Source organism: Lysinibacillus sp. GbtcB16 (assembly GCF_019091145.1).
GTDB lineage: Bacteria > Bacillota > Bacilli > Bacillales_A > Planococcaceae > Lysinibacillus > Lysinibacillus fusiformis.
This window is the reverse complement of sequence record NZ_JAGXJV010000009.1, coordinates 67,294-82,488: the sequence shown is the minus strand read 5'-3', so window position 1 is coordinate 82,488 and position 15,195 is coordinate 67,294. Positions and strand designations below refer to the sequence as shown.

General features: G+C 37.1%; 12 protein-coding genes. 8 read left to right on the top strand and 4 right to left on the bottom strand.

Features of this window, described 5'->3' with window-relative positions; all coding sequences use genetic code 11:
* The first annotated feature begins 111 nt into the window (after positions 1 to 111).
* From groES to KVT27_RS20340, 6 genes are all read left to right on the top strand, one after another.
* Positions 112 to 396 carry a co-chaperone GroES gene (gene groES / locus KVT27_RS20365; protein WP_008176986.1) on the top strand — a complete coding sequence of 95 codons (285 nt, stop codon included), beginning with the start codon at positions 112 to 114 and terminating at the stop codon, positions 394 to 396.
* 128 nt (positions 397 to 524) lie between these two features.
* Complete coding sequence (gene groL, locus KVT27_RS20360) at positions 525 to 2,159, top strand: chaperonin GroEL (RefSeq protein ID WP_008176984.1); 1,635 nt, start codon at positions 525 to 527, stop codon at positions 2,157 to 2,159.
* 314 nt (positions 2,160 to 2,473) lie between these two features.
* Positions 2,474 to 3,010: a DUF6241 domain-containing protein gene (locus KVT27_RS20355; RefSeq protein WP_036120938.1), complete on the top strand. Its 537-nt coding sequence runs from the start codon at positions 2,474 to 2,476 to the stop codon at positions 3,008 to 3,010.
* 214 nt (positions 3,011 to 3,224) lie between these two features.
* Positions 3,225 to 4,304 carry a FecCD family ABC transporter permease gene (locus tag KVT27_RS20350; protein WP_036120937.1) on the top strand — a complete coding sequence of 360 codons (1,080 nt, stop codon included), beginning with the start codon at positions 3,225 to 3,227 and terminating at the stop codon, positions 4,302 to 4,304.
* Between the two features lie 4 nt (positions 4,305 to 4,308).
* Entirely contained in the window at positions 4,309 to 5,070 is a 762-nt protein-coding gene (locus KVT27_RS20345) for an ABC transporter ATP-binding protein (protein WP_008176974.1), read from the top strand.
* 13 nt (positions 5,071 to 5,083) lie between these two features.
* Positions 5,084 to 6,094: an ABC transporter substrate-binding protein gene (locus tag KVT27_RS20340; RefSeq protein WP_036120933.1), complete on the top strand. Its 1,011-nt coding sequence runs from the start codon at positions 5,084 to 5,086 to the stop codon at positions 6,092 to 6,094.
* A gap of 99 nt (positions 6,095 to 6,193) precedes the next feature.
* Here KVT27_RS20340 and KVT27_RS20335 read toward each other — a convergent pair whose 3' ends face one another.
* The 4 genes from KVT27_RS20335 to KVT27_RS20320 form a co-directional block, all read right to left on the bottom strand.
* Positions 6,194 to 6,850 carry a 4'-phosphopantetheinyl transferase family protein gene (locus KVT27_RS20335; protein ID WP_217581835.1) on the bottom strand — a complete coding sequence of 219 codons (657 nt, stop codon included), beginning with the start codon at positions 6,848 to 6,850 and terminating at the stop codon, positions 6,194 to 6,196.
* Positions 6,847 to 10,014 (bottom strand): non-ribosomal peptide synthetase family protein, encoded by a 3,168-nt coding sequence (locus KVT27_RS20330; protein WP_217581834.1) that lies wholly within the window; start codon positions 10,012 to 10,014, stop codon positions 6,847 to 6,849. The genes KVT27_RS20335 and KVT27_RS20330 overlap by 4 nt, the downstream gene beginning before the upstream one ends.
* A gap of 131 nt (positions 10,015 to 10,145) precedes the next feature.
* Positions 10,146 to 11,894, bottom strand: coding sequence for a methyl-accepting chemotaxis protein (locus KVT27_RS20325; protein WP_036120923.1), 1,749 nt, complete (start codon positions 11,892 to 11,894; stop codon positions 10,146 to 10,148).
* A 560-nt stretch (positions 11,895 to 12,454) separates the two neighbouring features.
* Positions 12,455 to 12,997 carry a hypothetical protein gene (locus tag KVT27_RS20320; protein ID WP_244294778.1) on the bottom strand — a complete coding sequence of 181 codons (543 nt, stop codon included), beginning with the start codon at positions 12,995 to 12,997 and terminating at the stop codon, positions 12,455 to 12,457.
* A 119-nt stretch (positions 12,998 to 13,116) separates the two neighbouring features.
* Here KVT27_RS20320 and KVT27_RS20315 point away from each other — a divergent pair, with 119 nt between their 5' ends.
* Both KVT27_RS20315 and KVT27_RS20310 read left to right on the top strand, forming a co-directional pair.
* The gene (locus KVT27_RS20315; RefSeq protein WP_036120919.1) at positions 13,117 to 14,454 is read left to right on the top strand and encodes an AAA family ATPase; all 1,338 of its coding nucleotides are present in this window, start codon (positions 13,117 to 13,119) and stop codon (positions 14,452 to 14,454) included.
* On the top strand, positions 14,447 to 15,178 hold the full coding sequence (locus tag KVT27_RS20310) for a hypothetical protein (protein WP_036120916.1): 732 nt from the start codon (positions 14,447 to 14,449) through the stop codon (positions 15,176 to 15,178). The genes KVT27_RS20315 and KVT27_RS20310 overlap by 8 nt, the downstream gene beginning before the upstream one ends.
* Positions 15,179 to 15,195: the final 17 nt, after the last annotated feature.

Genomic DNA, 15,195 nt, shown 5'->3' with positions numbered 1-15,195 from the left:
TTCTGACTTGCAAAAAAAAGTGTGATTGATTATCATAATAATTGTGTTAGCACTCGATGTTATAGAGTGCTAATAAATTCAACAATTATTATTATTAGGAGGTTGTTTCACTTGTTAAGACCACTAGGAGATCGTATTGTAATTGAACTAATCGAGGTAGAAGAAAAATCTGCATTCGGCATTGTACTACCTGACTCTGCAAAAGAAAAACCACAAGAAGGTAAAGTTGTAGCAGTTGGGACAGGTCGTGTTTTAGAGAACGGACAACGTGTAGAGCTTGACGTTAAAGTTGACGACCACATTATTTTCTCTAAATACGCTGGCACAGAAGTTAAATTTGAAGGTAATGAATACCTAATTTTACGCGAAAGCGATATTCTTGCAATTATTGAATAATATTTGATACACCTTAAATTAAGGTGAAAGCTTATTGTTTCTTGATCGAAAAGTGACAATAAGATGAAATTGATATAAATATATTGAAGAAGCTTAACGAATATTCCATTTCAGGAGGGTAAATTCTCATGGCAAAAGATATTAAATTCTCAGAAGACGCTCGTTCATTAATGTTACAAGGTGTAGATAAATTAGCAAATGCGGTAAAAATAACATTAGGTCCAAAAGGGCGTAATGTAGTATTAGAAAAAAAATTCGGTTCACCACTGATTACAAATGATGGTGTGACAATCGCAAAAGAAATCGAGCTGGAAAATCCATACGAAAACATGGGAGCAAAATTAGTAGCTGAGGTTGCTTCTAAGACAAACGAAATCGCTGGTGATGGTACAACTACTGCAACCGTTCTAGCACAAGCAATTATTCGTGAAGGCTTGAAAAACGTGACAGCTGGCGCAAACCCAGTAGGTATCCGTAAAGGTATTGATAAAGCTGTTGCTGCGGCATTAACGGAATTACACTCAATTTCTCGACCTGTAAGCAATAAAGATGAAATCGCACAAGTTGCTGCTATTTCGGCTGCTGATGATGAAGTTGGACAACTTATTGCTGAAGCGATGGAGCGTGTAGGTAATGATGGTGTTATTACAATTGAAGAATCTAAAGGCTTCACAACAGAGCTTGATGTAGTAGAAGGTATGCAATTTGACCGTGGCTATGCGTCACACTATATGGTAACAGATACAGATAAAATGGAAGCAGTTCTAGATAACCCATATATCTTAATTACAGATAAAAAAATTACAAATATCCAAGAAGTATTACCGTTATTAGAACAAGTGGTACAACAAGGTCGTCCACTTTTAATGATTGCTGAAGACGTTGAAGGAGAAGCACTTGCAACACTTGTAGTGAATAAGCTTCGTGGTACATTCAATGCTGTAGCAGTAAAAGCACCAGGTTTTGGTGATCGTCGTAAAGCAATGCTAGAAGATATCGCTATCTTAACTGGTGGACAAGTGATTACAGAGGAATTAGGCTTAGACTTAAAATCAGCTGATATTTCTTCACTTGGTCGTGCTGCAAAAGTAGTTGTGACAAAAGACAATACTACAATTGTTGAAGGTGTAGGCGGTGCAGATGCAATCGAAGCACGTATTGGCCAAATCCGAGCACAACTTGCTGAAACAACTTCAGAATTCGATAAAGAAAAACTTCAAGAACGTCTTGCGAAATTAGCAGGTGGTGTAGCAGTTATTAAAGTAGGGGCTGCAACAGAAACAGAGCTTAAAGAGCGTAAACTTCGTATTGAAGATGCTTTAAACTCAACACGTGCAGCTGTTGAAGAAGGTATCGTATCAGGTGGTGGTACTGCACTTCTTAACGTATATGCAGCAGTTGAAAAAGTGGCTGAATCTGAAGCAGGCGATGTAGCAACAGGAGTGAAGATTGTTCTTCGTGCTTTAGAAGAGCCAGTTCGCCAAATTGCTAACAACGCTGGTCTTGAAGGCTCTATCATCGTGGATCGCCTAAAACGTGAAGAAATTGGCATTGGTTTCAATGCAGCAACAGGCGAATGGGTAAACATGATGGAAGCAGGTGTAGTAGACCCAGCGAAAGTAACTCGTTCAGCTCTACAAAACGCTGCCTCTGTAGCTGCACTGTTCTTAACAACAGAAGCAGTAGTTGCAGACATTCCAGAACCAGCTGGTGCAGGTATGCCAGATATGAGCGGAATGGGCGGCATGCCAGGAATGATGTAAGGGATTATTCACTTCCATCTTGTGAAATAATTACTGGTCATGTAAATAATTAATTTCAATCACAATAACCACTTCTCGGTAAACACGAGGAGTGGTTTTTTTGTTGCTTAACTTTGCCTAACCAAACTTTTTAGATGATAGGTTGCACCGAAAACCAAGTAATAATTGTTGAGGATATTACTTATAATCATAGGTGCTCTCTGTTTTAGAGAGGTTGAACCCTATTATAAATTTCTGTTATTATTATCCTAACCTACATAATATAAACTAATAAATAATTACATAATGATAAAAAATTACTGAGGGGTCATAACATGAAGAGAACAACAAAATCGGTGATCAGTATCATTGTCATTTTCATCATTTTCGGTGGAGCATTTGGTTATCTTAAATTCAATGAACATATGGGGAAGCCTGTCCCAGAAAAGGAAAAAGCAATTGTTGAAAATGATGGACTAATTCTTGAAAATAAACCTGTTACAAAAGAAGAATTGCTTTATCCTGACAATTTAATAGAACACAAAGTAAACGAAGCCATTCACAACATGTCCCACCAAAAAGTTGAAGCTAGTGTAAAATGGGGTCACACCGAAATCACACAAGAAAAAGTGGATCGATTGTTGGCGGTATGCAAAATGAACGATTATAAATATAAAGAACTTTACATTTCAATATTGGAAAGATGGTCGAAGGGTGATTTTTCTCATGCTGTAGAAGATCATAACGCAATTTGGGAGATGCAAGGTGGCGAAGAATCAAGAAATGCGGGAAGAGCGACTCGTCTATTGAGACCCGAAGAGGAGCAAGCTTATATAGAACACAATTTAAAAGCGGATTTATATGATAAATAACATTCAGCAATGAGTGTTATTTTTTTATTTGTCGGCCATTTACCAGTCTGCAGTTAAAAAAAGGAGAGCTGGTTTTTTGTGTTGTTAAATAAAAAAATCTAATAAAAAAAATTTTCCTGTTGTTTTTCCTTAGATTATCCCTTACAATACGAAATGTAAAATGATAATGATAATCGTTATCATTTGAGATAAATTGGATAATAGAGGTGACATTTTGGATAATCAGGAAGCTAACAGAATAGGGATGGGCAATATATATTATGTCATAATCTTACTATTAATCGGCTCCATTATAATATCTGCCGTTTTTTCTGTATCAATTGGTCAGGTCAGTATACCCTTCAAGCAATCAATGGATATCTTGTTGCATGCTGTATCTAATGGAAAGTTTGGCACACTCGATAGTGTGGATAGTGAGTCCTATTTGAATATTATTTTACAGGTCAGAATGCCGCGTGTTATTTTTGCACTGCTTATCGGTATTGGACTTGCTTTATGTGGGGCTGTGATGCAAGCAGTTGTACAAAATCCTCTTGCTGATCCATACATACTTGGTATTTCTTCAGGGGCATCATTGGGGGCAACCTTTGCCATTTTAGTTGGCTTCGGCAGCAGTGCATTGCTGGCACAATTTGGGGTTGCCTTTGGTGCATTTGCAGGAGCCATGCTTACTTCTATGGCCGTGCTAATTTTATCTAGTATTGGTGGTAAAGCAACATCGGTAAAGCTCGTTTTATCTGGTGTTGTGATAGGTGCATTATGTAGCTCATTTTCAAGTCTTATTATCTTTTTTGCCAATAATGCTGAGGGTATAAAAACCGTTACTTTTTGGTCTATGGGAAGTTTAGCCTCTGCAAGCTGGGATAAAACGCCGATTTTAGCAATCGTCATCGTATTAGGAGCTGCATTATTTCTTTTTCAACATCGAGTGCTGAATACGATGCTACTTGGAGATGAATCTGCTATCACATTAGGTATCAATTTAAGTGTTTACCGTAAATTGTATATGATTCTCACATCGCTAATAACAGGAACGATGGTTGCTTATGCAGGTATGATTGGTTTTGTCGGCTTAATTATTCCACATATTACGAGAGGGATTTTTGGAGCGGATCATAAACGATTAATGCTAGGAACGTTACTCTTAGGAGGACTTTTCATGATATGGGCAGATATTTTGTCTCGAACATTAATCGAGAATGTTGAACTACCGATTGGCATCATTACTTCTGTCATTGGATCACCATTATTTATCTATATGATTGTAAAAAAAGGTTACAACTTCGGAGGGTAGAACAATGGAATTAGTAGCGAAGGAAATAGAAGTAAAGATAGGAAAGAAGGAAATTGTAAAAAATATCTCCATTCATGTAAACAAGCAGCAATTTGTGGGCTTAATCGGACCAAATGGATGCGGAAAGTCAACTTTACTGAAAAGTATTTATAAAAGCTTAGTGCCACAAAAAGGGATGGTTTTTTTAGATGATTTAGACGTTTTGAAAAGCCCAGAAAAGAAAATCTCACAGCATTTAGGGGTGGTAGGGCAATTCAATGAAATGCATTTTGATTTAACCGTTCAGCAAATGGTGATGTTAGGCAGAACACCTCATAAAAAAATGTTAGAATCTGATAACCAAAAGGATTTTGATATTGTCGAAGAGGCATTAGCACGCACGAATTTACAAGCTTACAAGGGACGTAGTTTCCTTTCATTATCTGGTGGCGAAAAGCAACGGGTTATATTAGCGAGAACAATCGCCCAGCAGCCTAAATTTATGATCTTAGATGAACCAACGAACCATTTAGATATTCGTTATCAAATTGAAATACTATCCTGTGTAAGAAGCTTAAATATTGGCGTGTTAGCAGCACTTCATGATTTAGAGATGGCTGCACATTACTGTGATTATCTTTATGCAGTAAAAGATGGTGAGGTTTATGCGCATGGTACGCCCGAGGAAGTTTTAACGCCCGAAATAATAGAAGCTTTATATCATATCAAGTGTCAAACGTTTACTAATCCAGTGACGAATGGATTAGGATTTGCATATGGACTATAGGAGGAGCAACAACATGAAGAAAAAATTATTACTAGGAATTGGTTTGGCCGCTTTATTAACGTTAACAGCTTGCGGTAATACTAGCAAAAATACTTCAGAAGAAGCACAAACAAAAGAGCACTATCCATTAACTATCGAAAACTTTACAAAGGCTGAAGGTGGCTCGACTTGGGAAGAGAAAGATCAAGTATTCGATAAGGCTCCTGAAAAAATTATGGCAAATACACGCCCAGCAGCGGAATTATTATTGCATTTAGGACTAGGCGATAAAATCGTTGGTGTTGGTGCAAACTTTGGTGCTGTCGATAAATCTGTAGAAGAGGAATACTCAAAATTAAATATATTAAGTGATGAATATGTAGGGAAAGAGGTTACATTAGGAACTAATCCAGATTTAGTATTTGGCCGTGGTGGCTTATTTGATAATGCTGAATGGGGAGTAGGCACAGTAGATTCACTAAACGAAATGGGTATTAAAACATTTGTTTTAGAATCATCAATCACAGGTGGCACGTATGATTCTATTTATAAAGACATCGAAAATATCGGTGAAATTTTCAATGTTCAAGACAAGGCAACTAGCTTCATTAAAGAATTAAAAGATCGACAACAAGACATTACTTCAAAATTAGAAAGTATTAAAGAAGAAAAAACATTTGCTTATTTGCATACAAATGATCCAAAGGAACTTTTTGTATACCCAGCGCATGATGAAACATTCTTTAATGACGCATTTAAAATGGTTAAGCTAGATAATATTTTCAAAGATGAAACAGGAGATGTTAGTGTGGAAACATTAATTGCATCTGATCCAGATGTGTTAATTCTTCCAAACTGGGATGGTTCTGATCTGACAAAAGTTCGTGAAGAAATCTATGCTAACCCTAAGCTTTCGAGCATGAAGGCTATTAAAAACAAACAAATCTATATTGTGGATTATAATTATATGTTTGGTTATGGCTATAATACAATAGATGGTATGGAAGCCTTAGCGAAAGAAATGTATCCAGATTTATTTAAATAAACTGTATTGGAGCTGCCCATTGGTCTATAAAACAGACATAATAGGCAGCTTTTCAGTTCATAAACAAGGAGGAGAAATGATAGTTTTCTCCTCCTTGTTTTATTCTTGTAGAAGCTGTTGTCTATTTAATGTTGTTATTTTTACATTGGTAGAGCTATTATTCCAGCATATGGTGACAGGATGACGTTGATCAAGATAAAGTAATTGCGTTGAAAGATCTGCTCTTGTCGTTTTAATATCAATAGTATCAAGCAAGTGAGGCGATAGGTTAGGAAATAAGCCTGTTTTAAAAAGAGCCTCTTTTAATGTCCAAAGTTCATAAAAAGCATGTAGAGGCTGATGAAGGGCCATATGGAACTCTTGTTTAGATAATGCATAGTGCATAATATCTTTATTCACTGGCTTTATTTCTTCAATATCAATGCCTACTCGCCCGTTTGTTGTTAGGGCCAGAACAATCCAATCACCAGAGTGAGAGAGATTAAAATCGCCTTCCCAGTGTTTGTGATTCGCTACAGTCGGACGACCATAAATGTCTTGAGTAATATGGCATACAGCCTTATTCATGAATGGGAGAAGTGCCCACCTGATAAGGGTGTTACCTAGCAAGGCTCTTTGACGATCCTGCCACTGCTTGTACTGCATGATATTTTTTTGGACATGAGAAGGGAGCATTATAGTAAATGCATTCCATTCTTCGGAAGATAACTGTTCCCCTAATGGGAGTGCAAAAAGCTGTATATCATTTGTGTTCATCGTATATTGACTTGTTTGGGCTTAGGAAAGTAACCTGTTTCGATCCCATATTCAATCATTTGATGAATAAATGCTGTATTTGGTACAGCACATTCAATACTTGCGTTTGCTAGAAATTCAATCGTTTTTTTGCAGTTAAAGATAAATGGTGAGTCACTAGCTCCATCACCTTCTAGCTGTGCAATAGCTAAAGTTAAATATTCTTGTACTTCTATAGAATGGTCATCATGTAATAGCCAATTTGTATACTCTTGCTTTGTCATGACTTGTAAATCATAGCCAAATTCCTTTATCATGTCGATTAATTCTAAATAAGTAAGTGACACAGGATTACATAGATGGAATACATGTCCATTTGCAGCTGGCTGATTAGCTAGGCATACTAATGCTTGGCTAGCATAATTAATCGGTGTGAAGTCTACATGCCATTGTACGGAAGGTGTTTTACCTAAATAAAGCATTGATTTAATCATACGGTAAAAGGCGTTATCATTGATATTTCGTTGGAATTTTCCTGTTTCAGAATGACAACTTAAATTACCTACACGATAGATAGAAATAGGAATCGAGTCATGTACAGCATTTCTTACGAGATTTTCTGCTTCCAGCTTACTTTGTGTATAGACGCTATGAAGCTGCATATCGTAGTTGAAGTCGCCTTTAGCCTCATCTGGGCCCCAACGAATGGCAGCAAGCTCCTCTGGAATGCCGATTGTTGATACATAATGAAAATGAATACCAGGTTTACCCTTTGCCAATTCCAGTAAATAACGTGTCCCATTGACATTAACATTATTAAAATGATCCGTCGCTCCGAAGTGACGTACATCGGCTCCACAATGGATGATGGCATCGATTTCTTCTATTAGAACCTGTTCATCTTTGCTAGTTAAATGAAGGTTCTTCTTTCCTAAATCGCCTTGAATGACGGTTATTCGATTCTCCATATGTTTAGTGATGGTATGTCCAAAGTAAAATTGCATACTGTCCTTTAGCTTATCCTCTAAAGTGGCCTTTTCACTTGGTCGAATAAGACAATAGATATGCGCTTTTGTTGTCACTAGCAGCTCGTATAATACATGGCTTCCTAAATAACCTGTCGCACCTGTTAATAAAACCGAAGTCATCGGTAACGGCTTCACCGTTTCTGAAACTGGAAGCTTACTAGGCTCCATCAAATCCTTATAGACAATGTTTTTAGGTGGTGTTTCCACGTCCAAATCTTCAGGCTGAAAGTTGCTAATATATTGATCTAATTCAGCAATCGTTGGATATTGGAAAAAATCCTGAATCTTCAGGAACGGTATATGCTTCTTCACTTGGACAAGAATTTCAAGTACTTTTAATGAATGTCCGCCAATGTGAAAGAAGTTATCGTGAATGCCTATTGGACTGTTGCCAAGTACATACTCCCATGCATTCGCTAGTAAATGCTGCGTATCATTTTCAGGGGCAACGTATAGATGACTACGTGATAATGATACATCCAATGTGGCCAGCTGCTTGCGATCGATTTTGCCAGTAGGGGATAATGGCATTTCTAGTAATTCGATGAATCGTTCAGGTACCATATAATCTGGTAAAAAATTGTTTAAGTAGTCTCTTAAAACTTGTTCCTCTAGCTGTATACCATTTGCCGCTGTGTAGTAAGCAAATAAATGGTTTAGGCCGTCAGACATTTTCTTAGCTATGACCACAGATTCCTGAATGATAGGATGATTGCTTAAAACAGTCTCAATTTCTCCAAGCTCAATACGGAAGCCTCTTACTTTAATTTGTGAATCTTTCCGTCCTACAAATTCAATGACACCATTAGGTAATAGACGGACTAAATCACCTGTTCGATACATTTTTTGATCTGGTTTAAACAGATGAGGGACAAAGACCTCTGCTGTTTTTTCAGGTTGATGTAAATAACCTGCTGCTAGGCCAGCTCCTGCAATACATAATTCGCCTGTTACATGAACCGGACAAAGCTGTTCATCCGTATTCACCACATACATCTCATAATTGGCAATTGGTCTGCCAATAGGAATACTTGATTGCATGTCTGTTAACCGACTTTTTATCTTGAAGTAGGAGGTTAAAACTGTACATTCAGTTGGTCCATAGACATTAATAATTTCTGTAGAATATCCGAATTTTTCTTGCCATTTTTGGACAATAGCAGGCAATAGGGCTTCACCGCCAACCGATAGATATTGTAACGTCATCAACTTGTCCCGATAATCTATAGGTAAATGTGTGGCTAGCTGTGTAAAGAAAGCGTTCGGAACAGTTGCAGTTGTTACTTGCTCTCGTGCAATCATTTCGGCAAATGCTTCGATTGAAAGACGCTCAATACTTGCGAGCATATGGAGTCTTGCACCAGAAAAGAAAGCGGTAAAAGTCTCTGTTACAGAGGGGTCAAAACTGTAAGAAATAAACTGAGAAAATACATCTTCTTCAGTCGAATGGTAAATTCTTTGATTATCTGTTATTAGGTTAATAACGGCTGAATGTTTAAGCAAAACACCCTTAGGTTTACCAGTAGAACCAGATGTATAAATAATATAGGCTAAATCGGATGGAAGTAGGTTACATGGTAAATCCTCTTGTGAATGGCCACTCTCCATTTGATTGATTGTTAGCACTGTGGGTGATTGGAATTCATTATGTATTAGGTCATTCAGTAAATCATTATATTCATTTTTCGTTATGATAAATGGTGCACCAGTATCATGTAAGAGATATTGGCAACGTTCTTTTGGATAACTCGGATCAATAGGAACATAAACACCACCAGCTTTTAGCACACCTAACAAACTGATGATAGTTTCCTTACTACGATCCATAATAATGGCAACATAGTCACCTTTTTGTAGACCATTGGCTATTAGCATATGTGCAACTTGATTAGACTTTTGATTTAACTGACGATAGGTCATCTTGCCATCTTCATAGGATAGAGCGATACGGTCTGCAAACTGCTGTGCTACTTGATAAAATACTTGCGGTATCGTGATATTTTTATCATAGTCAGCCATTGTCCGATTTAATGTTTGATAGGCTAAAGTATCCTCTTCATTTAATAGCTTTGTATGATTGGATAGTAGCGTATTTTTTTTAGAAAAATGCTTTTTAAACTGTGATGTAGGACAATCAAATTCTCGTTTATTATTCAATCATTACAACTCCTATTTTAGAAAAGGGCAGTCACTTATGTAGGAAATTTTAAGTCCTATAGCTCCAGCAGAAAGTATTCTGTAGAAGCTAAGGGACCAAAAACACCGTATAAGGGCAGCCCTTTCTCTTTTTATTTCACTACAAAGGTATTGACAACATTCAATAATTCTTCAGATAACTCGGATAGTACTTGAGCTTCCTCAGACACTCGCTGTACTGTATTTAGCTGAGAGGCAGAAGTTGCTGCTACTGCTCTTGTACTATCTTTAGAATTGATGGAGAAGTCCTCCATATCTTTTACTGCGGAAGTCACTTGTTCCATGCCAGCCGCCATTTCTTCAATAGTTGCGGACAGTTCTTGTATTTGTCCAGTTACATGATGAATAGATGTTAATATTTGACTAAATGATTGTTCGGAATCGTTTATCATGACAATACCATGATCGACTTCCTCTACCGCGCGAACCATGACATTCACAGATTCATTTGTATCGTGCTGAATATGAGAAATAAGCGTGGAAATTTCTCGGGCTGAGGCCTCAGACTGTTCAGCTAACTTACGTACTTCATCAGCTACAACGGCAAAGCCACTGCCAGCTTCTCCTGCACGGGCAGCTTCAATAGCTGCATTTAAGGCTAGGAGATTTGTTTGAGAGGCAATTCCGGTAATAATGCCGACAATTTCTTCAATTTTATTAGAATGATCGCCAAGCAATTTAACCGATGCTGCTGATTGATTGACGGCCTGACTAATCGCATTCATTTGAGCGACAGACTTATTAGTTGATTCATTCCCTCTTTCAGCTTCCTCAGATGCTAAGATAGAAGATTCCGAAATTTGATTGGATGTCATAGCAATACGTTGAATTCCAATACTCATTTCTTCTATTGTAATGGTACTTTCATTGGCTCTTTGAACTTGAAGGTCAGCTGCACTCGCAATTTCTTGCATGGAAGATGCTACATTATTATAGGAATCAGAAGTTTCCTGCATGTTCGTAGACAAAATATTGGCTGTGTTTGAAACACGTGCAGATACATTTGTTGTACTCTTAATAACAGTTTTTAAATTTTCAATCATCGAATTAAAGTTTTGCGTAAGCGTTCCTACTTCATCCGTTGAAGTAACTGGTAGAGGATCAAGCTCTAAATTACCTTCAGCTACTTTTTTAGACTGTAGGGAGAGCTGTTGAATCGGTGTTAATTTTTTTCTTAAAAGAGTATACACAGCAATGGATGAACCAATTAAGAAAATAACGGTTACTACCAATGTCCAAAGTGCCTCTGACATAGCCTTGCCAGTTACCATCGAAACGTCATAATCAATAGCATATGCAGCTAGCATAGTTCCATCATCATCTAAAATTGGTGTAAGACCAGTTTTATAGCTACCAAACTCATCGCTATAGATATCTGTAGCTGTAGCTTCTTTTGTCTCAAAAACTTCTTTAATTCTCGCTAGGAAATCAGGTGATAAACCCATAGCAATCATGTCTTGATTATACTCAGCACCTAGTTCAAGTATACTAGAAGATAGGACAGGTGCATTAATATTTTCACCATCAACTGTAATTAAAAACAGATTGGTAATGCTATCTGAATAATCATTAATAGCATCCATTTCCTTCGTCAGTCGAATTGCATCAGAGTTACTATCTGAAGGATTATCTAAGATTGATTTCAATGTGTTCACATCAATTGTTTTGGCTAAGATCATACCCTTGTCATCAAGCGATTGATTCATATCTGTTAAATTACTATTTCTTACTATATAATAAGAAAGACCTAAAGTAACTAACCCAAACAGTAATAAAATACTTACCATTATAGCGGTTATTTTTTTACTAATGGACATATGCTGCTTCTTACGTTTTTTCATGCTTTTCCTCCTAATTATATTATACCGATTAATTCATGTTAAGGATGAGAAATGGGTATTGTTATCAATGAAATTAAAGCTAATTCAATGTAAAGTCTAGATGTCATTCATAGAATTCCAGATGCATTCTCAATAAATATGTACCAGTGAAAAATAATCTAATTATCCCCTAACAATAAACTACTATACTGCCAAAAAAAATGATTCACAACCCAGAAAACTTACTATTTGCAGTGTAGATTTAAATAGGTAAACGAAGATATTTAGTGTTATAGTCTATGTTTTTTGTAGCTTAGACAATATTTTTATGAAAATTCGAAGGGTAAATAATATAAAAAACAAGTATGCTCAAAACTGAGTCAATTTTAGTTTAATTAAAATTTGGCTAAAATCTTATTTTTTTATTTCTCTTTAAGTCTTTTTGCCTATTAAGGAATGTCATTTCTTCTAGAAAATGCTATTGCCTTTCTTCGTTTTTATTATGGAAATAAAATATAAATATGTAAAAAAAGGCTTTTCTTTATTCTTCGTAAAAGAACAAAGAGAAAGCCTTTTATTTTTTATGGCTGTCTGGGGTTGCCGATAATACCTGGCAAGATGTTTGGGAGTCCCGGCAATAATGGAGGTGGGAACCCCGGGAATTGTCCCCCTGGAAACGGCGGATATGGCCTTGGTGGTTGTGGTGGATAAGGCTGCGGCGGATAGGGTCTTGGTGGTTGTGGCGGATAAGGCTGCGGTGGGTAAGGTCTTGGTGGTTGTGGTGGGTATGGCTGTGGCGGATAAGGTCTTGGTGGGTACGGTTGTGGCGGATAAGGTGGCGGATAAGGTGGCGGATAGGGCGGTGGATAGGAGTTACCAGGAGGTGCTCCTGTACCAGCAGCCGTTATTTGGCTAACATCAACAGTCACCAATTGACCGTTATCTAATTGGATTTCGGCTGTTCTTCCTCCTGTTCCAAATGTTCGAATCAATGTGCCTGAATAAGTCCCTGTAGGAAGTGTCACCCATATTTTCATACCTGGACGGAATTGACTGTTAAAATCTTCAGGAGCCAATCTAGGATAAACCAATGAAACACACCTTTCTTCATTTTTCTTTAACATATGCCTACCTACTGTGAGTGTTATAGGCTATAGGCTAATTGATAATTAAGTGTAAGATTGTTATAAAATATAACAATTTTCATTATAATAGGGGAAAAGAGCTAAAGGATGTTTAGCAGATGGCAATCATAAAAATAAAAAAGATCAAACTAAAAAATTTACGGAATGTACGACATGGTGAGGTAACTTTAGCAGTTAGCTTCGAGAGCTTTTTACAAGCAAATGTTGTTGGACTTTACGGACAAAATGGCTCTGGGAAGACAACCATTGTCGATGCATTTGGTTTATTGAAGACCCTTATTTCAGGTTGGCTTGCTGAAGTGAAGCTACCCCCGCAAGAAAAGCGGTTAATTTTAGCGGGTGAGGATACAGCCAGTCTCGATTTTGAATTTTTAGTTGAGAATCAATTTGGCACATTCTTTGTCCATTATTATGTGGAGCTGCAGGAGGATCAGCATCGGCTCTATACAACACTGGAACGACTGACGTATAGAGAAAATGACAAAGGAAAACGGTCAAAGGTGTTAATGGCTATGACAGAGAAAGGTATCCAAATACGTAACTTAAATTTGCCTGATCTGAGTGAACAAGCACGTATTCAATTGCTTGTTATTCAGCAATTAGCAAGAAAGGAATATAGATCTTTTCTTTTCCATAAGGATTTGAAGCCATTATTACAGGAACGGTTGACCGAACAAGAGATTCAGCTAATCAAAAACATAGCTGTTGATTTTAATCGAGATTTACATGTAGTGAATAACCAAAATATTGCCCCGTTATTTGAAGAACGGATCATGCCATTTAGTATCCATTTAGAGAAAACAAGAGGGCAAATTCCATATGACTTAAAGGGTCCTGCCTTATTGCCAGAGGATGAATTCTATGCTTTATGTGAAGTGATTGAACAGAGTAACCGAGTACTAGCTGCCATTATTCCAGGTTTGACTATTAAGATCAATATTATTACAAAGCAGACAATGGATGATGGGGGACAAGGCATCCGTTTTGAATTTTTATCGCAGCGTGGAGAGCAAGAATTACCCTTGCGAACAGAGTCAGAAGGGATATTGAAGATCATTTCGATTCTTAGTGTATTGATTGCCGTATATAACAATCCAAATGCTTGTGTCGTTATTGATGAATTAGATTCAGGCGTTTTTGAATATTTGCTAGGTGAGTTGTTAACAGTGATAGATGAGGAAGGAAAAGGACAGCTTGTTTTCACATCCCATAATCTACGAGTGTTAGAGGTGCTAGCTATTAAAAATTTATGGTTCACGACAACGAATGAAAATCACCGTTATATGCAGCTAAAGGGTATTAAAGAAATAAATAATGCCAGAGATGTCTACTTGAGAGCTATTCAGCTTGGTGGACAGGATGAAGAGGTTTATAAAGAGACCAAAACATTTAAAATTAAACGTGCTTTTCGTAAAGCAGGTGTGCAGCATGACTAAAAAGGTACTTTTAATTATTGTTGAGGGGCAGACAGAGCAAATTATTTTAGAGGATTATTTAGATACTTACTTCGCGGATACAACGATACGTTTTGATGTCCAGCGTGAGGATGTATTGACAAAATGGGATGCCCATAAACGCATCCCCAATATTAAAAACAGTGTTATCCGAGTAATCCAGAGTTATTTAGATAAATATAAATTTTTAGCGAAGGATTTAACTGCTGTAATTCATATAACAGATGCAGACGGTTGTTTTATTGCACCAGAATGCGTCAGGGTCGATGAGAATATCGAGCAAAAATTGTTTTATACAGAGGATGCCATTTTAGTGAAGTCCGATAAGCGTAAAGAGCAAATTGAACAGCGCAATGAGATGAAGGCGAGGAATGCCAGAATTTTAATTGCGAATGACCACTTTAGTATTAATCGCTTGAAAGTACCTTATCAATTATTTTATTTCTCTACAAACTTAGAACATGTACTATGGGATGAACGTAATGAAATCCCAACGGAGAAAATCCACAAGGCAGATGAGTTTATAGAAAATTTGTCTGGTACGATCGAAGAATATTTAAAGGCTTATATGCCAGTCGATGCTGAACTACCCTATAGGGATAAAATGAAAAAAAGCTGGTCGTTTTTAATGGAAGGAAGCCATTCATTACAGCGAGGAACGAATGTACCTCTTTTATTTGAAATGATAAAAACAAATGTACAATAAAACAGGTGACGTATGTT

Bases quoted from the DNA above. Each gene is read 5' to 3' on its own strand.
- KVT27_RS20310 (WP_036120916.1), top strand. From the start codon at position 14,447: ATGACTAAAAAGGTACTTTTAATTATTGTTGAGGGGCAGACAGAGCAA.
- KVT27_RS20340 (WP_036120933.1), top strand. From the start codon at position 5,084: ATGAAGAAAAAATTATTACTAGGAATTGGTTTGGCCGCTTTATTAACG.
- KVT27_RS20345 (WP_008176974.1), top strand. From the start codon at position 4,309: ATGGAATTAGTAGCGAAGGAAATAGAAGTAAAGATAGGAAAGAAGGAA.
- KVT27_RS20315 (WP_036120919.1), top strand. From the start codon at position 13,117: ATGGCAATCATAAAAATAAAAAAGATCAAACTAAAAAATTTACGGAAT.
- KVT27_RS20335 (WP_217581835.1), bottom strand. From the start codon at position 6,850: ATGAACACAAATGATATACAGCTTTTTGCACTCCCATTAGGGGAACAG.
- groL (WP_008176984.1), top strand. From the start codon at position 525: ATGGCAAAAGATATTAAATTCTCAGAAGACGCTCGTTCATTAATGTTA.
- KVT27_RS20325 (WP_036120923.1), bottom strand. From the start codon at position 11,894: ATGAAAAAACGTAAGAAGCAGCATATGTCCATTAGTAAAAAAATAACC.
- KVT27_RS20320 (WP_244294778.1), bottom strand. From the start codon at position 12,997: ATGTTAAAGAAAAATGAAGAAAGGTGTGTTTCATTGGTTTATCCTAGA.
- KVT27_RS20355 (WP_036120938.1), top strand. From the start codon at position 2,474: ATGAAGAGAACAACAAAATCGGTGATCAGTATCATTGTCATTTTCATC.